A 17916-nucleotide genomic window follows, 5' to 3' on the forward strand; every position below is an offset into this window, starting at 1 on the left:
GGGGACGTTCGTGATCGCCTTGGGTGATGTGTCTGTTCGCCAAAGGAGATTACCATGACACCCACCCGCTACGCCTTTATCAAAGCCAGCTGGCACGCCGACATCGTCGACCGCGCCCTTGACGGCTTCTACCAGCTCGTGCCGCCCGAGCAGGTCGACGTGTTCGATGTTCCCGGCGCCTTCGAAATGCCGCTCCTTTCGCGCGACCTTGCCGCAACCGGGCGCTATGCCGCCGTCGTTGCCGCCGCTTTCGTCGTCGACGGCGGAATTTACCGCCATGAATTCGTCGCCCAGGCCGTGGTCGACGGGCTGATGCGCGCCGGCATGGATACCGGCGTGCCGGTCCTGTCGGTTTCGCTGACGCCGCATCAATATCAGGAAACCGAGCACCACAAGCAGATCTACCGGGCACACTTCGTCGAGAAAGGGCGGGAGGCCGCAAAGGCCGCGCTGACGATCGGCAAGACACGCGCCGCACTTGCCGCGTAGCAAGGCTGATCCTTCGAACCGAGGCGGCGGGATCGATCCCGCCGTCTTCATCCGGTCAATTCCGACAGAATAATTGATTCGACGCCCTCGCCGCGCTGTGGTCCACTCGACCCCGACATGTATCGCCATTCTTAACGCATCCAGAACCCCAAGGAGCTGAAGATGAGCAATGCAATGCGCAGTGAACCCCCTATCGAAGATCCGAAAACACGGCCGGTCGACACCAAGCTCGAAGTGGTCGTCATCCCCGTTTCCGACGTCGACCGCGCCAAACGTTTTTACGACGGCCTCGGCTGGCGGCTCGACGCCGACTTCGCCAATGATGCCGATTTCCGGGTAATCCAGTTTACCCCGCCCAGCTCCGGCTGCGCGATCATTTTCGGCAAGAACATAACCGCAGCCGCACCCGGCTCCGCCCAGGGTCTCTACCTCATCGTCTCCGACATCGAGGCCGCCCGCCGCGATCTCATCGCCCGCGGCGTCGAAGTCAGCGACGTGTTCCATGACGCTGCCGGCGTCTATGCCGGCAAGGACGAACCCTATCTCTTCGGACGGCTGAGGCTTGCCGGCCGCGATCCCGATCATCGCAGCTATCGCTCCTTCGCCTCGTTCAAGGATCCCGACGGCAACGGCTGGCTGTTCCAGGAAGTCACCCAGCGCCTGCCCGGACGCATCGACGCCGACGAGACGGCCTTTGCGACCTCGAGCGACCTTGCATCAGCGCTGCGCCGCGCGGCCACCGCCCACGGCGAACACGAGAAACGCAACGGCGGCAAGCACGACGAAAACTGGCCGGACTGGTACGCCGAATATATGGTCAGCGAACGGGCCGGCAGGGAACTGCCATTGTAGATGGCGGTAGGCGCCAAGAGCACCCGCCTCGCCTTTCGATGGCCCCTGAGGAGTCATCTCAGGGCGAAGCTTTCTTGGATGCCGCACCTCTCATCTTTACCGGCACGCCATGTGGTACCCCCCTCTGGCCTGCCGGCCATCTCCCCCACAAGGGTGGAGATCGACAGGAGGCTTGACCATCGCTCCCTCTCGAACGGCAGCGACAATCACAATTCTCAGCTGTTTGGGGAAGCCGTCGCGCCCAGCCGATCTCCCTCCTTGTGGGGGAGATGTCCGGCAGGACAGAGGGGGGTGCCACACCACATGTCCTCTCATCCCAAATCACGCCAGCGAGCCACCCCTCACCGATCGAAAAAATCCCGCCACTGTTTCTCGCCAACCAGGCAATCCGTCACGGGCCCAGCCCCAGCAATTCTCTGCACCGTCGCCGGCGGGGAAAGGCCGCTGATCTCCAGCACCAGCTTGCGGCGCACGGCAACGGCGAAATCCTCGATCTTGTGGACCGGCAGCACGAAGGCGCCGGGGCCGCCGATCACGCAGTCGGCATAATATGTATCGAGCCCGTTGGGAGCATCGGAGGGCCGCAGCATGATGGCAAGGCCGTTGATGATCATGCCTGATGCAACCGCCTTGTCGCGCGCCGGTATAACCGGATTGCCGGAATTGTTCGGGCCGTCGCCGGAGACGTCGATCACCTCCCGCCTGCCTCGAAACGGGCTGGTGATGATCATGCTGGCGCCCTGGCCGATCGCTGTGGATATCGAAGTGCGCCGTTGCGTGGCGATCGGCCGGGCTTCGATCTTGCCGGCAAAGGCAATCGCGTCCTCTTCCGTCTCGATCACCTGCCAGTCGATCACCGAATCCTGGACGACATAGCCCGCCCATTCGAAATAGCTGATGGCAATGCGGCCGGTCAGACCGCCCTTCACCGCATCAAGGAATTCCTTGTGCTTGAGCGCCTCGACATAGCCCTCGCGCTGAATGCCGATCTCTTCGAAATCCATCGACCGCGAGGTGTCGACGGCAAGGACGAGGCTGACGTCGACCTCGTTTGTCCCCGCCTGCGCTGCCGGGACGAGGCCGGAAAGACCCATGAGCACCGCAACTGTCGTCAGCATCGGTAAATCCCCGCGCCATCCAAGCCAGCAAACTGTAACACAGCTTGATCGACCAGGGGCGCCGGCCCGCAGGCGCGGCTTCAATTTTCGGTGATGGCATCGGGTGCCTCAATGCAGGGGGAGCCACAAGGGGGTCTTCCACGCCTTCAGCGCCTCGAGAAAGACCTGCAGGCGCAAGGGCAGGAAGCGGCGTGTCGGATAGACCGCATGCACGAATATCTCCTCGGATGACCAGTCCGGCAACAGGCGGATGAGTTCACCTCTTCTGATCTCATCGTCGCAATAGGTAGAAGGCAGCAGGCCGATGCCGTGTCCGCGATAGGTAAAGGCGCTCACCGCCTCGAAATCCCGGCTCGAGACCGGCCCCGACACCTGCTGGCGGACCGACTTGCGGCCGCTGACGAGATGCCATTCCGCTTCGCCGTTGCGGCCGTTCAGCAGCACGCACTGGTGATCCTTCAAGTCTTCGGGCTTCGAGGGAAGCGCCCTGCCCTTCATATAGTCCGGCGCGGCGACCAGATAGCGCACGCTCTTTCCGAGCCGCTGCGCGACGATCGAAGAATCCTTGAGTTCGCCGAAGCGGATACCGAGATCGATATTCTCGGCGATCAGATCGAGGAACAGGTTGGTGACGAAGAGATCGATCCGGATTTCGGGATAGGTCTTCAGGAAGGTCGAAACGAATTCGTAGAAAACCTCCTGCCCGAAGATGACGGGCACGGAGATCTTCAGCAAGCCCTCCGGTTTTCTCTGGGTTTCCGTCAGTGCCTGCTCGGCGTCGATAAGATGGGCGAGCGGCTCGCTGCACTGATCGAAATAGGCGCTGCCCTGCGCGGTTAGGCTGAGCTTACGCGTCGTGCGCTGCAGCAGCGTCACGCCGAGTTGCTCCTCCAGCGACGTCACCTTCCGGCTGACGGTCGAGACCGGCATGCCGAGAGAATGGGCGGCGCGGCTGAAGCTGCCGTACCGCGCCACCGTCACGAAAACCGCGATGTCGTTCAGGTCCGCCATGCAGCGATTTTTGCATAGATGCAAAAGAGAATCCAGATATTTCCATCTAATCGAGGAATGGAGTTTTCGCCATATTCACCTTGCGAAAACAATCACACCCCGATGGAGGCGCATTCGCAGCCGCCCCATCTCGAGCGACCCGGCCTTCGCAAGCGCAAGACCTCCGTTGCCCGACCAAATTATGGAGTTCAACATGACTAACGCAAAGACTGTCATCGTCACGGGCGCCTCCCAGGGTATCGGAGCCGGGCTCGTCAACGCCTTCATCGAGCGCGGCTATAATGTCGTCGCCACCTCGCGCCAGGTCAGCGCCTCGGATGCCTTTCAGGCTTCAGACAAGCTGGCGCTCGTCGACGGCGATATCGGCGATGCCGAAACCGCCGCACGGGTCGCACAGGCCGCAATCGACCGGTTCGGCTCGATCGACGCCCTCGTCAACAATGCCGGCATTTTCTTCAGCAAACCGTTCGTGGATTACACCATGACCGATTTCCGCAAGCTGTCCTCGACCAACCTCGAAGGCTTCATCCACCTGACGCAGCTGGTCGTCCGGCAGATGCTCGCCCAGAAGTCCGGCGGCAGCATCGTCAGCATCACCACACCGCTGATCGACCATCCGATCGCCGGTTTCTCGGCTTCGGTGGCGATGATGACCAAGGGCGGCATCGACGCGATCTCGAAGAACCTGGCGATGGAATATGCAAGCGAGGGAATCCGCGTCAACACGGTGGCTCCCGGTGTCGTCGATACGCCGCTGCACAAGGACAATCCGAAGGACTTCCTCAGCACGCTGTCGCCAATGGCTGGCATTTCCAACGTTGGGGAAGTCGTCGATGCGGTCGTCTTTCTGACCGAAGCTCCGCGCGTAACCGGGGAGGTGCTGCACGTCGACGGCGGCGCACATCTGGGCAAATGGTAAACCACCCGCAAGCGCAGGCAGCCGGCGCAGAACGGCGGCTGCAGGAACTCGGCATCACCCTTCCCCCGCCGCCGACACCTCTGGGGGCCTATGTCGAGGCGGTCAGATCAGGCAAGCTGGTCTTCTTCAGCGGCATGTTGCCGGTTATCGACCGCAAGCCGCGCTATGTCGGCCGCGTCGGCGGCGCACTGACGACTGAAGACGGCAGGAAGGCCGCCGAAACGGCGACACTCAGCGCACTTGCAGCCGCCAAGGACTATCTCGGCTCGCTGGACAGGGTCGCAAAAGTCGTCAAGCTCGGCGTCTATATCGCCACCGAAGGCGATTTCCGCGACCACCCGAAGGTCGCGGACGGAGCGTCGGAAATGCTGCTCCAGGTCTTCGGCGAGGAAAAGCTCTCCGGCCGCGTCGTGCTCGGCGTCGCCAGCCTGCCGCTCGGCGTGCCGATCGAGCTTGAGCTGATTGTTGAGGTCGAGGACTAAAAACGGACGGGCGCGCTTCGGCGCGCCCGTCTTCTTGGTTTCGCTGGCCTCAGCCGGCTGAAAAGCGCAAAGCATCACCCACGCCTCACACCGCCACCAACAGCAGCACGTAGGCGATCACACTCACCATCAAGCCACGAAACGCAAAGGTCACGCAGCGGTATTTGCTGCGGGCGATGGCGGAGAGGATATTGGCGTTTTCGAGATATTGGTCGAAAAGATAGCGCTCGTCGCGCCTGATTGCCGCGTCGAAGAACAGCTCGCGGTGGTTCTGCCAGGCGCCCCAGAACAGCGAGGTCGAGCTATCCAAACGGCGCGGCAGCACGACGAGGATCGCCGACAGGATTGAGAAGACCGAGGCTGCGGCAAGCAGGCCGGAAAACAGCATGCTGCCTGACGTGCCGGTGATATAGCGCGCCGGGCTGAAGACCGCCCTCACCTCACTGGAACTCACCAGGAAGGCCAGCATAAATGTGAAGATATAGGCAGCCTTCTGATCGGAGATCTTGACCTGATCGTAAAATATATCATTGATTTTCTTGATATGGTCGAAATACTCGACGCCGATATCCGCGCTCGACGGCTGGCTTAACATAACCTCAGTTGCAGTTTCGAATTCGCTCACGTGAATACTCCGTCCACAAGTGTTTTCCTGATATTACACTTGGGCGCGAAAGCAAGAACACGTGTGCAATACGCTTGACTTTTCCACTCTACACGGACAAACGGGAAGTGGGGATGGGGTTTCAGTTATGCGGGGTTATTCCAAGAACATCTGTCGCGCGGGGATGGCGCTGTCGCTTGCTTTGCCCGGTTTCGCGCCGTCGGCAATGGCCGAGCCGGTACAGCGTGCAACACCGGTCGCCGGTTCCGTCATCGCCCGCAAGACCGGCGAAGAGGTCCGCTTCATCGACGTGTCGACTTGGCGTGTCGTCGATATCAATCAGGATCTCCTGACCGGCGACGTGCTGCGCACCAACGCCAACGGCCAGCTCGCCATCGTCTTTTCCGATCACACCCAGGTTCGCCTCGGCCGCAATTCATCGCTGCAGGTCAAGAAGATGGCGGCAAGCGGCGACACGACACTGGAGCTGCAATCGGGAACGATCTGGGCACGCGCCGAGCGCGGCGGCCAGGGCCTGACGGTCGAGACCCCTGCAGCCGCAGCCGCCATCCGCGGCACCGACTGGACGATGACCGTCGAGGGCAGCAAAACCTCGATGATCGTGCTCGAAGGCCGCGTGGCGCTTAGCAACTCGCAGGGCAGCGTCGAGGTGAACGAGGGCGAAGGCGCGGTCGCCACCATCGGCCAGGCACCGCGCAAGCTGGTGATCGTCACGCCCGACGACCGCGAGCAGATGCTGTTCTATCTGAACCTTCGCGACGGCTTCGGCCTGATGCCGACTTCGCCGCTGCCGGCAGGCCGGATGGCCGACGAGCGCCGCCGGCTGTTGGCTTTGCCGCCGGAGCGTCGCACCGCCGAGGACTGGTTGGAGCTTGCCGAAGTGCAGAGCGCCTTCGACGGCCGGCAGGTCGCCGCAGAGACGCTTCAGAAGGTTCGCCGGCGCAAGTTGACGACCCTCCAGAAGGCGCGCGTCGACTTGATCGATGCCACGATCGCCGGCGCCGAAAAACGCTACGACGAAGCCGCGAGGCTGTTTGCGGCGGCATTGCCACATCTCGATCCGGCCCGCCGGAACATGGCGCAGTATGGCGGCTATTTCGCCCGCTCGCTTGCCGATCCAGCCCATGTCGAAAAGCCGCCGTCATCGGCTGTCGGCCCCTATGGCGCGATCATGCAGGCCTATACGGTGGGTTTCCTCAAGAATCCCCGCGCCTCCGTCGACCTGATCAAGGATGCCGAAAAGCGTTTTCCGGATGACCCCACCCTTCCTGCGATCCGCGCCCAGCTGGCGCAGCTGATCGATGACCGCGCCCAGATGCAGGAGGCGGTGAACCGCGCGCTCTCGCTCGATCCCAACCATCCGATCGCCCTTGCTGCACGCGCCTCTTACAAGGCGAGCTACGAAAGCGATATCAACGGGGCGCTCGCCGATCTGAACCGTGCCATCGAATTTGCGCCGGGCGCCTCGGGATCGTTGAACTCGATGGGCCTGCTGCAGAGCGCCCGCGATGCCAATGGCGAGGCCGAGGCCGCCTTCCTGCGGGCGATCGCTCTCGATCCGCAGGATCCCGTCCCCCACGCCAACCTTGCCATCCTCTATCTCGACCAATCGCGCATGAAGGAGGCCAAGCGCGAGATCGATGCGGCGCTTGCCGCCGACCCCTCCTTCGACATCGCCCTCCTCGCCCGCGGCCGCTATTACCTGCAGACCGGCGAGCGCGACAAGGCGCTGGAGGACCTGCTGGCCGCCAGCACCGCCAATCCCGCCCATTCGCAATCGCAGCTGATGCTCGCCGCCGCCCATTACGAAAAGGGCGACCGCATCCCCTCCGAGCAAGCGGTCGACAATGCCGACAGACTCGATAAGAACGATCCGGTCATCTCCTCCTTCCGCACCGCCGTCGATATCGACGATTACGACGCCGACGGCGCGATCCGCAACGCGCAGGAATTTCTCCGCCGCTCGCGCGCCCGCGGCGGCGACTACAGCGCCCTTGGCGCCAATCAGGATGCCGGCTCGACGCTGAACAACGCTTTTCGCCTGCAGGGCCTGGATGCCTGGGGCCGCTATTACGGGGACGCGGTCTTCAGTCCCTTCGAAGGCAGCGGCTATATCGACCAGTCGATCAAGGGCAGCATCTTCCCTTACGTCAACGCAACGAGCTTCAGCGACGACAATGTCATCCAGAACCGTGGCAACGCATCGAGCTATTCATCCTTTATCCAGGGCTTGCTGCTTGATCCGCACATGCTTTCCGGCCGCTCCCGTTCGGCAACGCTGCTGCGCACGCCGTTCATCGAAGGCTCGCTGGGCGGCGGCATCAACAGCGTCGACGGCCATGTGAGGGGTATCGGCGAGGCTGAAATCCAGGGTTTCTCGAACGAGACGATCCCGCTCAGCTTCTATGGCAACCTGACCTGGGAAGAACTGGCGCTCGATGGCGACTATCGCGATTTCGGCGGCTTCCAGACCGACAACAAGCTTATCGGCGGCAATGGCTATCTGACGGCAACGGTGACGCCCGACGATCGCGTGGTGGCCTATGTCAACCATGCCAAGAACGATGGAACGCTGAACGCACTGACGCAAGGCTCGTCACTGACGGACTTCCTCAACCTCCTGGGCTTCGGGATTCCAACTGAAGTCTCTTCGGAATACAATTATCGGCGCAATATCACCGAAACCACCAATGCCGGCCTCGGCTGGAGCCATACCTTCGGCTACGAAAATATCTTGAACGGCGCCTTCCTCTATTCGGAAAGCAAGTCGCGGACGTCCACCTCTCTTCAGGTCGACGATGCGCCGGTTCTCGGCCTGCGCGATCCCGACATTATTCCATTTTTGGACGGGACCGAGGATCTGTCTTCAAAAACCTATATCGGCGCGCTCAGCCATTCCATCGGCAGCGGACCGCTGACGTGGCGGTACGGCATCGAAGGCGGCTGGATCGATGCCAGCACGACCACCTCTTCTCGCCTGCATGAACTCTTTCCGCGCGTCGTGATCATCCCAGAGACCACGACCGGCCCGGACACATTCAGCAACCGCGTCAATATCAGCCGCGCCTACATCGACGTGCTGCACGAGATTACACCCGATCTCAAGGGCGAATACGCTCTCTTCGGCACGCATATGGAGGGCGACGGAGTCGACGTCAACCGCCTGGAACCACGTTTCGGCCTTGCCTGGACACCCGCCCAGAACCATTGGCTGCGCGCCGCCTTCATGCGCCAGAGCCTCGACACCGGCGTACCCACACTTGCCCCGATCGGCGTCCTCGGATTACAGGCAAACCAATATTCGATCGGCCTCGAGGGGTATGCCGATACTGCGGCGCTGCAGTGGGACGCCGAATGGACCGACCGGTTCTTCACCTCGGTCGAATACCAGCACCAGGAATTGCATGATTTCTCGATCGATTTTCCGCTGATCTCGCTTCCGGCGGCCGACAGCCTGCCGCTGTCGCGCGGCAGCATCGACCGTGCCGCCCTCACCGCAAACCTGGCGCTCGGTGCCGGTTTCGGCCTTTCCGCCACCTATGCCTATATGGAATCGGAGAACAAGGACCCGCTCGAGCCGAATTACGGCGGCTCCCTGCCCTTCATTCCCAAGAATTCCGGCCAGATCGCGTTGACCTGGGTCAACGAAGCCAAGGTCAAGGCAACGATTGCCGCCAATTATGTCGGCGAGCGCGACGGCGACGATCTCGGCACCAAGCTCGACGATTACTGGAGCCTCGACGCCCATCTGATCTGGGAACCGCTGGACAAGCGCATCGCGCTCGAGGCCGCCGCCTATAACCTGCTCGACGAGGACTTCGAGATCACGCCCGGTGTGCCCGGCTGGGGCCGCGCCTTCAAGGGCACGCTCAAAGTCCGCTTCTGATGCCGGTGCGGGACAAGCCGCGGCAGGCGAGGCAAACCGGGGGCCGCCGTTTAAGGCTGCTGGTGCTGTCGCTCGCCGTGCTGATCGCCATTTCGCTGCTGTCGCGCCTGCCTGCCTGGTCGCTGCTGGAGCTCAGAAGCTTCGACTACCTCTCCACCGTCGACGATCCCCGTCCGCCACCCGGCGGCCCTGTCATCGTTGCGATCGATGAGCCTTCGCTTGCCGATATCAATGCGCAATGGCCTTGGCCGCGCAGTCTGCATGCCGAGCTTGTCAGCCAGCTGCGCGCTGCTGGCGCCCGTGTCGTCGGCCTCGACATCATCATGGCCGAACCCTCGAACCCCGACAACGACGCGGCGATCGCCAAGGCGGTCGGCCCGGATGTCGTGCTGGCCGGCGACGAAACGCTGATCGAGACACCGCAGGCCTCGCAGCTGATCCGTGCGACACCGCTGCCGCAGCTGACGCAAGCCGGTGCCGTGACCGGCATCGCCTCGATCGATCTCAGCGGCGACGGCATGTTTCGGCGGATTCCGGGCTATCAGGACGGTTTTGCCGCCATGCTGATGAAGACGGCGTCGGGAGCAGCAAACGCCGACCTGCCGGCCGGCCGGCTCATCCAATCCTTCGGCCCGGCCCGCAGCTACCCCACGGTCTCCTACTACCAGGCGCTCGACCCCGAGAACTTGCTGCCGCCGGGTTATTTCAGGGACCGCGTCGTCCTCGTCGGCCTCAGCCTGCAGAATGCGCCAGAGATCGACAAGCGCGGTGTCGATGCCTTTGCGACACCCTATACGATCCACACTGGCAAGCTCGTCTCCGGCGTCGAGATCCAGGCGACGATCTACGACAATATCCGCGCTGGCCTGTCGATCGCGGAAGCCCGGCTGCCGGCAGTTGCCGCCTGCATCCTGATATCGGTGCTGCTGGCGGCTGCGACCGTCTGGCGCTCGACGGGATGGCTGACGATCGTGACCAGTGCAGCGGCCCTCCTCGCCTTCGCGACCGTCAGCTTTGCCGGTATCCGGCTTGCCCATGTCTTCGTCTCGCCGCTCGGCCCGACCGTCGCCTATATCTCGGTCGTCTTCGGTCAGGCTGCCTTCGATTATGCCGAGGAGCGCCGCAACAAGCGCCAGATCATCCGCGCCTTCGCCCAGTATATTTCTCCGGATCTCGTCAGGCGCCTGTCGAACGATCCCTCGCAGCTGAAGCTCGGCGGCGAGCGGCGCACGCTGTCTATACTGTTCTCCGATGTACGCGGGTTCACCACCATCGCCGAGACGCTGAAGGACGATCCGGAGCAACTGACCGGCCTGATCAACCGGCTGCTGACGCCGCTCTCCGATGTGGTGATGGATCATGGCGGTACGATCGACAAATATATGGGCGACTGCATCATGGCCTTCTGGAATGCGCCGCTCGACGATCCCGACCACGCCCTCCACGCCGTGCGCGCCTCGCTTGCCATGCAGACAGCGATTTCGCGGCTGAACAACCAACTGGAGCGGGAGGCGGCCGCGCGTGGCGGCAAGCCGCATGTCCTGAAGATGGGCGTCGGCATCAACACCGGCGAATGCATTGTCGGCAATATGGGCTCGACCCGCCGCTTCGACTATTCCTGCCTTGGCGACAGCGTCAACCTCGCCTCCCGCCTCGAAGGCGCCTCGAAGAATTACGGCGTGGCGCTGCTGCTCGGCGAAGAAACCGCAAGACTGGTCGCCGAGACCTACATCGTCATCGAGCTCGACCGCATCATCGTCAAAGGCCGCACCGTGCCCTCGCCGGTCTACACTGTCGTGCACAAGGCCGATGCCGAGGCGCTTGCCGCTCACCAGGCCTTCATCGAGGCCAAATATGCCGGCACGCTTGCACCGTCCAATCCGGCCTTCGATAGACTGGCCGCCGATATCCCCGAGCTTGCCGCCTATTATGCCATCGTGCGGGATGCGCTGGTTGGTGATGGCGGGGAGTAACCGCGCAGCGGCAGTTCTGCGCGGATGCTCTTCTATGCCTTGGCGCACCGGCCTCGCCCTTCGAGCCCCCTGCGGGGCACCTCAGGATAAGGCTCTCTCGAGCCTCGGCGGCAACTCTCCTGCTGCGTTATGCGACCCGCAGCCTCGCAATCTCAGGCCCCACGATTGCGATGAACAATCCGGGATCGCCGAAAGCCCTCGCCGATAGCATGGCCCCGTGCACCGAGGCCATCAGCATCTGGGCCTGCTCTTCCGGCCGTTTGTCCAGCTGAAACAAGCCCTGCTCTACTCCGGCCTGCAGCACCGAGGTCAGCCATGCCGCGAGATTTCGGAAATGGGCGCGGACGCGTGATGCGACCTCGTCGGGCAGCATCTGCATTTCGCTGGCGAGCATGGCGCAGACGCAGAAGGGTTGCGAAGCGTTCTCGATGCATGAACGCCAGTAGTCGATGTAGAACCGCAGCTGATCGGCAGGGCTTGCGGCCTGCTCGCGCAGAGACTGCAAACCCGCCTCCGCCTGCTTGGTGTAACGATCGACCAGCACCGCGACCAGCTCGGCCTTGGCCGGAAAATGATGGTGGATACTCGCTTTCCTGATGCCGATCGCGTCAGAGATATCGGCATAGCTGAAGCCGTTATAGCCGCCCGCCACGATGAGCGACTGGGCAATATCGAGGATCTTGTCCGACGTCGAAGGCATTGATTTCATAGCATCGCCTACCTTCTGGTAGGAAGATTGTCAAGCCCAGGAGCTTCCTCTTCAATCACAAGAAGGTGTCTGCCCGCCACATTGACTTCAATCTCATAAACTTCCTACTAGTAGGTAGACAAAACAAGGAAACTGTCGATGCAAGCTCAATCTTCGAACCAGTCCAACTGGCTGCGATCCTATTATTTCACGCGCGCCGCATTCTCGGTCGTCTGGATTGCCGCCGCCATTGCCCTGGCCGGGCAGCCGAGCGCCGCGGCCTTTCTGCTGGTGATCTATCCCTTGTGGGACGCGCTCGCCAATCTGGTCGACGCCCGGGCCAATGGCGGCCTGCAGGCCAATCCATCGCAGACGTTGAATGTCGCAGTCAGCACGGTCACATCTCTCGCCGTCGTCATCGCCCTCGGCGTGAGTTCCTATGCCGTCCTGGCTGTGTTCGGGGCTTGGGCAATCCTCTCGGGTCTGTTGCAGCTCTACACTGGTGTAAGGCGCTGGCGCACCGAGGGCGCCCAATGGGTGATGATCCTCAGCGGCGCGCAGTCTGCCCTTGCCGGCGGCTTCATGATCGGCCGCTCGCTTGGCGCCGCCCCGCCGACGATCCTCGATATCGTGCCTTATGCGGGCTTCGGCGCATTCTACTTCCTGCTCTCCTCGATCTGGCTTGTCGTCGCAGCCTATCGCAAGGCGCACGCTTAGGGCAGTTGGCTCCTGCGGCGGCAAACCTGAAGCGTTCTGCCGCCGCAGGAGGCCAGAGTACGGCTTATTCCCGTGCTCTCCCCCGTAGACGAGATTTGCGAAGACGATGACATTCTTTCGCGCTATGAAAGGCGGCAATAGTTCCCGCCCATAGACCCTGAGGTCACTCCCATGGCTTTGAAAGTTCTTTTCATTGGCGGCACCGGCCAAATCTCCTATCCCTGCGTCGAGCGCGCCGTTGCCGGAGGCCATCAGGTCAGCGTTTACAATCGTGGCTTGAGAAGTGCTGGTTTGCCCGCGGGGGTGACCTCGATCGTCGGCGAATTGGGATCGGGCGCCTATGCGGATCTCGCCAAGGGCAATTATGACGTCGTCTGCCAGTTCATCGCCTTCACGCCCGACCAGGTCGCCCGCGACATCGAGGTGTTCTCGGGCAGTTGCGGCCAGTATATCTTCATCTCTTCGGCCTCGGTCTATGAAAAACCGCCGCGTCACTACGTGATCACCGAGGAGACGCCGGCGATCAATCCCCACTGGCCCTATAGCCAGGCGAAGATCGCCTGCGAGGAACTGCTCAAACAGTCCGCGAATCTAGCCTGGACGATCGTCCGTCCCAGCCACACCGTTCGCACCGGCCTGCCGATCATGATGGGCGACAGCGATGTCATGGCAAGACGCATGCTGGATGGCGAGCCCATCATCGTGGCGGGCGACGGCCACACGCCCTGGACACTGACCCGCTCAATCGATTTCGCCGTGCCTTTCGTCGGCCTGTTCGGCAAGCAGGCAGCGCTGAACGAGATTTTCCACATCACCTCCGACCGTGCGCATATCTGGGATAATATCCAGAAGACGATCGCAAGATTGCTCGGCGTCGAGGCGAAGATCGTCCACGTGCCAACGGACACGCTGATCCGGTACAATCCGGAATGGGGCGGCCCGCTCTTGGGCGACAAGGCCTGGACGGCGATCTTCGACAATTCGAAGGTCAAGCGCGTGGCGGGCGACTTCACCTGCGCCGAGAGCCTCGATGAAATTCTCGCCGAGCCGATCATGCACCTCAAGCAGCGCCTCGCCAAAAGCCGTCCGCCGAAGGGTGAAGTCGATGCTCTGATCGACCGGATTTGCGCCGACCAAAGCGCTCTCGGTTAGAGCAACCGGAGGCATCCTCCAACGCTCTGATGGGTACGGCACTCTCCAACGTGCCTCATCCTGAGGCGCGCAGGCCAACGGCCGGAGCCTCGGAGGACATGCCGCAACGTCGCTCCTTGCACCCATCAACCACCAGAACACCCGCCTCGCCCTTCGAGGCCCCTGGCGGGGGCCCTCAGGGTGAGGCTCTCATGGGCCTTACCTCTCTCCAGCAGCCTGATTATTCCATGCGCCGTGCCTCCAGCGGCGCCTCCTGCCTGAATCCTTCAAAATAGAGGCCGCCATGCAAGGCAAGCTCGCGATCGGCCAAAGCCAACAATCGCGCGCCATCGCCCCCTGCCGCCAGCCTGAACGCCGCGTCGAACTCCGCCGCCAGTCGGGCATCGAGCCTGCTGATGAGACGCGGCGCCCACTTGCCGCGGCCGGCCCATTCGCCGCGTCCGAGCAGAATGAGATCGGCGAGCTTCTGGTAGAGTTGCGCGGCGATCGCCGCGATCTCTTCGGGCGGGCGCGTCCCGCGCAGATCGTCGGCAAGATCGGTGACCTGATAGCGCAGCATGTCGGAACGTGCGCCGGCCAGCGGTTTCGGCCCGGCCGCCAGCATTGCCGCCGCCTTTGCCTGCACGATGCGCGCGCGCTCCATATCCGGTCCGACCACGCGACCCGTGGTGACCATGTGGGCCATAACAGGGCAGCCGCTCTCGGTATCGGCATGGATATAATACGCCAGCGTCTCTTCATCGTGGACGAAGGCCTCGACCGGAAAGCCCTCATGGGTGAAGGATTCCCGCCAGGCTCGTTCCAGCGACGAAAACACGACGACGAGATCGATATCCGAAAACGCTGTGCCCTCGCCGCGCAGCAGCGAGCCGGTGGCGTAAGCGAAAGCGGCCCCGGCATAGCGGTTGGCGACGCAGCGATGGGCGGCGGCGACCGCCCGCTCCGCAAGAATGTGTTTCTGGATGTCGTCCACGATCTCGTCCTCGAATGGCGGCAGACGAGCGGATATGAAAAAACCCGCTCGTTTCCGGCGGGTTGGGTCTCAGCAGCAATGAACGGAATTCAGTTCACGCGTCTGCACCCACCGCCCGGGGCGGTGGTCGTAGACATCGTCGAAACTGCAAAAATCCCGGTCATGGCGGCGAGGATATCGCCCGGCGGCGGGAGCGTCAATGCACCGAGAATGCTTCCCCGGCGCGTTGTTTTCCGTCTAAGATGGCGCCAAGACTCGTCAAACAGGAAGAGCCGCTCATGCCCCACCCCGTCACCGTCATCCCGCGTCCCGCACCGGTTCTGCTGCCGGTGGACGGCAGCGATGAGCGATTTCCGGTGCGCCGCGTCTATTGCGTCGGGCGCAACTATGCCGACCATGCGATCGAGATGGGCCATGATCCCTCCCGCGAGCCGCCCTTCTTCTTCCAGAAGAATGCGGATAACCTGCTGCCGGCAGACAATGCTTTTCCTTATCCGCCGCTCTCGAACGATGTGCATTACGAGGTCGAATGCGTTCTGGCGCTGAAATCCGGCGGCGCTGACATTCAGGCGGCAGACGCGCTCGACTGCATTTACGGCTATGCAGTCGGCATCGATTTCACCCGTCGAGACCTGCAGGGCGAGGCAAAGAAGCTCGGCCGCCCCTGGGAGGTCGGCAAGGCCTTCGAACATTCCGCCCCTGTCTCGCCGATCGTTCCGGCAAGCCGCATCGGCCACCCCTCGCAGGCAAGGATCTGGCTGGAACAGAACGGCAGCCGAGTCCAGGATGGCGATCTCAACCAGATGATCTGGAAGGTGCCGGAAATCATCGCCGAGCTGTCGAAGCTCTTCACCCTGGCGCCGGGCGATATCATCATGACCGGCACGCCCGCCGGCGTCGGCGCCGTTTCCAGGGGTGACCGCATCAGTTGCGGTATCGACGGCGTTGCCATCCTATCGGTCGAGGTCGTCTGAGGAGAGAGCCATGCCCGTCTACGCGCTCGGCGGATCGACGCCGAAACTGCCCGCCGCCGGCCTCTATTGGATCGCACCAGACGCCAATATCATCGGCCAGATCGAACTCGGCGAGAATGTCGGTGTCTGGTTCGGCGCGGTGCTGCGCGGCGACAATGAGAAGATTACCGTCGGCGAAGGCACCAACATTCAGGAAGGGGTGATGGCCCACACCGACATGGGCTTCCCGCTGACCACGGGCAAAGGCTGCACCATCGGCCACCACGCCATCCTCCACGGCTGCACGCTGGGCGACAACGTGCTGATCGGCATGGGTGCCACCATCCTCAACGGCGCGAAGATCGGCAGCAACTGCCTCGTCGGCGCCAACGCGCTGGTGACCGAAGGCAAGGAGTTCCCCGACAACTCGCTGATCGTCGGAGCACCCGCCCGCGCCATTCGTCAGCTCGACGACGCCGCAATCGAAGCCATCCGCCGCTCGGCGGAAAACTACATTGCCAACTGGCAACGCTTCGCCCGCGATCTCAAGCAGATCGGGTAATCAGGAAATTGAGAAAAAGTGGGGCCAGCCCCATCCTTCGAGGCCCCTACGGGGCGCCTCAAGGATGAGGCTGGAGAAAGGTGGCAATCTGATGGTCGTTGAGCCCTGTATGGCTCGGCTTCGTCGATGAGCGTCGGCTGACGGCTCCACGCTGATTTTCGTTGAAAAACCGCCTTACTCGGCAGCCTCGAGAAACTGGCTGTTTCGCGAGGAAGAGGCAAGCGCCTGAACCCTGGCTTCCGCCTTGGCGATCAACTGATAGAATTCATCCTGCGCTTCGACATCCAGTTGAATGACGGCATTGACGTCATCGGGCGTATCGCAAACGCAGGCGACTGCCGAAATGGGACAGATGCCGCCGGGGTAACGCTTGCCGGTTCCGGTATAGGCGCGACGGCCCCAACGCTCGGAATAAACCGTTTCTTCCCGCTCGAGATGCAGGATCGTTCCCTTGCAGGCGGTTACAATAGCCGCCTTGCCGTAGGCAAACCAATGATAGTTCAGCCTCCGGAGAATATATTTGCCGGTGATGTCTTCGCCAGCCAGTTCGGCAGGGTTTTCAATCATTCTGATCATGAAGGCTTCCCTCAACGTTTGCAGAATATCCTTCATCTCTCTTTACGCAGCAAGTCAAAAAACGCTGCTTTTGGAGACACTTAGTCACAAAGTGTTTCCGATTCTTACATCGGGCACGCGTCAAGCACCGCATTGGACACACAATTCTTCGTCGAATTTACCGCCATCTGCACCCGATTTGAGCGTCGTTCGAGGTGGTCCAGGCACGTTGGCGGCTGAACGACGACACGCCTCAGGAGAATTCGCCGGCGCGGGGACCGGCAAGCGTCACGCGCCAGCCCGTGCGCGATTGGAAATCCTGAGTGGCCAGAAACGTATAGCCCGTCATGCGCCAGGGCCTCACGGCACTGGTCAGATTGTCGAGCACAAAATCGCCGCCATCCGTCCGGGCAATGAGAACGACATGGTTTTGATCATGCGGCCCAATGACCACCGAAAGCGCCAGCCGGTTCGATGGAAAACCAGCCTCGATCAGGTCCTTCATCTTCTGGAGAGCATAGTCCTCACAGTCGCCGCGGCCGGCAACCGGCAGAGACCAAACATCCCTGTTTCCGGAAGACGGACGATCTTCTGCGGGAATGATGCGTAGATTTACGGCACGATTGATCTTTTGAAGAAGCCCTATCCCTGCCCCGTCGTTTCGCTGTTGCGCCGCCATCCTACCGCACAGCCACTTGTACTTGGCGCAGGCCGCGCCGAATCCCACAGGCGCGCCGATGCTTCTTGTCACCGGCAGCGACGATCCGGCAACAGCCTGAAAAGCAAGAAAAAAGAATGAAATAGCAGCAAGAGAAAAGAGACGCGCCATAGCCGATTCCCCTATTTGACCCGAGACAATAACAGAGTCGGGATAAAAATTTATTAAAATTTTATACTTGCGAATTTAACCCTATTATATAAGCGATACAGATTAACCATTGTTTATTCTTCACGTTAATTC

At 61.8% G+C, this 17916-nt stretch carries 17 protein-coding genes; 10 read left to right on the plus strand and 7 right to left on the minus strand.

The window, feature by feature from the left end:
- The first annotated feature begins 54 nt into the window (after nt 1-54).
- Both CO657_RS12355 and CO657_RS12360 read left to right on the plus strand, forming a co-directional pair.
- Nucleotides 55-489 carry a 6,7-dimethyl-8-ribityllumazine synthase gene (locus CO657_RS12355; protein WP_054183335.1) on the plus strand — a complete coding sequence of 145 codons (435 nt, stop codon included), beginning with the start codon at nt 55-57 and terminating at the stop codon, nt 487-489.
- Nucleotides 490-651: 162 nt separating this feature from the next.
- Nucleotides 652-1341 carry a VOC family protein gene (locus CO657_RS12360; protein ID WP_054183334.1) on the plus strand — a complete coding sequence of 230 codons (690 nt, stop codon included), beginning with the start codon at nt 652-654 and terminating at the stop codon, nt 1339-1341.
- Nucleotides 1342-1682: 341 nt separating this feature from the next.
- Here CO657_RS12360 and CO657_RS12370 read toward each other — a convergent pair whose 3' ends face one another.
- Together CO657_RS12370 and CO657_RS12375 are read right to left on the minus strand one after the other, a co-directional pair.
- Nucleotides 1683-2459: a DUF1194 domain-containing protein gene (locus CO657_RS12370; protein WP_054183333.1), complete on the minus strand. Its 777-nt coding sequence runs from the start codon at nt 2457-2459 to the stop codon at nt 1683-1685.
- A gap of 108 nt (nt 2460-2567) precedes the next feature.
- Nucleotides 2568-3470: a LysR family transcriptional regulator gene (locus CO657_RS12375; RefSeq protein ID WP_003593596.1), complete on the minus strand. Its 903-nt coding sequence runs from the start codon at nt 3468-3470 to the stop codon at nt 2568-2570.
- A 193-nt stretch (nt 3471-3663) separates the two neighbouring features.
- Here CO657_RS12375 and CO657_RS12380 point away from each other — a divergent pair, with 193 nt between their 5' ends.
- Together CO657_RS12380 and CO657_RS12385 are read left to right on the plus strand one after the other, a co-directional pair.
- Nucleotides 3664-4389 carry an SDR family NAD(P)-dependent oxidoreductase gene (locus CO657_RS12380; RefSeq protein WP_012558175.1) on the plus strand — a complete coding sequence of 242 codons (726 nt, stop codon included), beginning with the start codon at nt 3664-3666 and terminating at the stop codon, nt 4387-4389.
- The gene (locus CO657_RS12385; RefSeq protein ID WP_012558176.1) at nt 4383-4871 is read left to right on the plus strand and encodes a RidA family protein; all 489 of its coding nucleotides are present in this window, start codon (nt 4383-4385) and stop codon (nt 4869-4871) included. The genes CO657_RS12380 and CO657_RS12385 overlap by 7 nt, the downstream gene beginning before the upstream one ends.
- Nucleotides 4872-4956: 85 nt before the next feature.
- Here the strand turns inward: CO657_RS12385 and CO657_RS12390 are convergent, their stop codons facing one another.
- The gene (locus CO657_RS12390) at nt 4957-5496 is read right to left on the minus strand and encodes a Pycsar system effector family protein (RefSeq protein ID WP_054183332.1); all 540 of its coding nucleotides are present in this window, start codon (nt 5494-5496) and stop codon (nt 4957-4959) included.
- A 127-nt stretch (nt 5497-5623) separates the two neighbouring features.
- Between CO657_RS12390 and CO657_RS12395 the strand changes: the two genes are divergently transcribed.
- Both CO657_RS12395 and CO657_RS12400 read left to right on the plus strand, forming a co-directional pair.
- Entirely contained in the window at nt 5624-9382 is a 3759-nt protein-coding gene (locus CO657_RS12395; RefSeq protein WP_054183331.1) for a FecR domain-containing protein, read from the plus strand.
- Entirely contained in the window at nt 9382-11355 is a 1974-nt protein-coding gene (locus CO657_RS12400) for a CHASE2 domain-containing protein (protein ID WP_054183330.1), read from the plus strand. The genes CO657_RS12395 and CO657_RS12400 overlap by 1 nt, the downstream gene beginning before the upstream one ends.
- A gap of 127 nt (nt 11356-11482) precedes the next feature.
- Here CO657_RS12400 and CO657_RS12405 read toward each other — a convergent pair whose 3' ends face one another.
- Nucleotides 11483-12064 (minus strand): TetR/AcrR family transcriptional regulator, encoded by a 582-nt coding sequence (locus CO657_RS12405; protein ID WP_003593588.1) that lies wholly within the window; start codon nt 12062-12064, stop codon nt 11483-11485.
- 138 nt (nt 12065-12202) lie between these two features.
- Between CO657_RS12405 and CO657_RS12410 the strand changes: the two genes are divergently transcribed.
- Nucleotides 12203-12760, plus strand: a complete 558-nt coding sequence (locus CO657_RS12410) for a DUF308 domain-containing protein (protein WP_054183329.1) — start codon at nt 12203-12205, stop codon at nt 12758-12760.
- 171 nt (nt 12761-12931) lie between these two features.
- Entirely contained in the window at nt 12932-13912 is a 981-nt protein-coding gene (locus CO657_RS12415; RefSeq protein WP_054183328.1) for an SDR family oxidoreductase, read from the plus strand.
- A gap of 220 nt (nt 13913-14132) precedes the next feature.
- Here CO657_RS12415 and CO657_RS12420 read toward each other — a convergent pair whose 3' ends face one another.
- A complete protein-coding gene (locus CO657_RS12420; protein WP_054183327.1) occupies nt 14133-14885 on the minus strand; it encodes a nucleotidyltransferase domain-containing protein in 753 nt (250 codons plus the stop codon).
- A 278-nt stretch (nt 14886-15163) separates the two neighbouring features.
- Between CO657_RS12420 and CO657_RS12425 the strand changes: the two genes are divergently transcribed.
- The gene (locus CO657_RS12425) at nt 15164-15859 is read left to right on the plus strand and encodes a fumarylacetoacetate hydrolase family protein (protein WP_054183474.1); all 696 of its coding nucleotides are present in this window, start codon (nt 15164-15166) and stop codon (nt 15857-15859) included.
- A 10-nt stretch (nt 15860-15869) separates the two neighbouring features.
- On the plus strand, nt 15870-16400 hold the full coding sequence (locus CO657_RS12430; RefSeq protein ID WP_003593578.1) for a gamma carbonic anhydrase family protein: 531 nt from the start codon (nt 15870-15872) through the stop codon (nt 16398-16400).
- A gap of 174 nt (nt 16401-16574) precedes the next feature.
- Here the strand turns inward: CO657_RS12430 and CO657_RS12435 are convergent, their stop codons facing one another.
- Nucleotides 16575-16976 (minus strand): hypothetical protein, encoded by a 402-nt coding sequence (locus tag CO657_RS12435; protein WP_012558183.1) that lies wholly within the window; start codon nt 16974-16976, stop codon nt 16575-16577.
- 232 nt (nt 16977-17208) lie between these two features.
- On the minus strand, nt 17209-17784 hold the full coding sequence (locus tag CO657_RS12440) for a transglutaminase-like cysteine peptidase (RefSeq protein WP_054183326.1): 576 nt from the start codon (nt 17782-17784) through the stop codon (nt 17209-17211).
- Nucleotides 17785-17916: the final 132 nt, after the last annotated feature.

It is taken from the genome of Rhizobium acidisoli (genome assembly GCF_002531755.2).
In the GTDB taxonomy this organism is placed as follows: domain Bacteria; phylum Pseudomonadota; class Alphaproteobacteria; order Rhizobiales; family Rhizobiaceae; genus Rhizobium; species Rhizobium acidisoli.

Coding starts and splice junctions, on each gene's coding strand:
- CO657_RS12400 (WP_054183330.1), top strand. CDS start 9,382: ATGCCGGTGCGGGACAAGCCGCGGCAGGCGAGGCAAACCGGGGGCCGC.
- CO657_RS12415 (WP_054183328.1), top strand. CDS start 12,932: ATGGCTTTGAAAGTTCTTTTCATTGGCGGCACCGGCCAAATCTCCTAT.
- CO657_RS12370 (WP_054183333.1), bottom strand. CDS start 2,459: ATGCTGACGACAGTTGCGGTGCTCATGGGTCTTTCCGGCCTCGTCCCG.
- CO657_RS12355 (WP_054183335.1), top strand. CDS start 55: ATGACACCCACCCGCTACGCCTTTATCAAAGCCAGCTGGCACGCCGAC.
- CO657_RS12395 (WP_054183331.1), top strand. CDS start 5,624: ATGCGGGGTTATTCCAAGAACATCTGTCGCGCGGGGATGGCGCTGTCG.
- CO657_RS12380 (WP_012558175.1), top strand. CDS start 3,664: ATGACTAACGCAAAGACTGTCATCGTCACGGGCGCCTCCCAGGGTATC.
- CO657_RS12440 (WP_054183326.1), bottom strand. CDS start 17,784: ATGGCGCGTCTCTTTTCTCTTGCTGCTATTTCATTCTTTTTTCTTGCT.
- CO657_RS12385 (WP_012558176.1), top strand. CDS start 4,383: ATGGTAAACCACCCGCAAGCGCAGGCAGCCGGCGCAGAACGGCGGCTG.
- CO657_RS12360 (WP_054183334.1), top strand. CDS start 652: ATGAGCAATGCAATGCGCAGTGAACCCCCTATCGAAGATCCGAAAACA.
- CO657_RS12410 (WP_054183329.1), top strand. CDS start 12,203: ATGCAAGCTCAATCTTCGAACCAGTCCAACTGGCTGCGATCCTATTAT.
- CO657_RS12435 (WP_012558183.1), bottom strand. CDS start 16,976: ATGATCAGAATGATTGAAAACCCTGCCGAACTGGCTGGCGAAGACATC.
- CO657_RS12375 (WP_003593596.1), bottom strand. CDS start 3,470: ATGGCGGACCTGAACGACATCGCGGTTTTCGTGACGGTGGCGCGGTAC.
- CO657_RS12405 (WP_003593588.1), bottom strand. CDS start 12,064: ATGAAATCAATGCCTTCGACGTCGGACAAGATCCTCGATATTGCCCAG.
- CO657_RS12430 (WP_003593578.1), top strand. CDS start 15,870: ATGCCCGTCTACGCGCTCGGCGGATCGACGCCGAAACTGCCCGCCGCC.
- CO657_RS12425 (WP_054183474.1), top strand. CDS start 15,164: ATGCCCCACCCCGTCACCGTCATCCCGCGTCCCGCACCGGTTCTGCTG.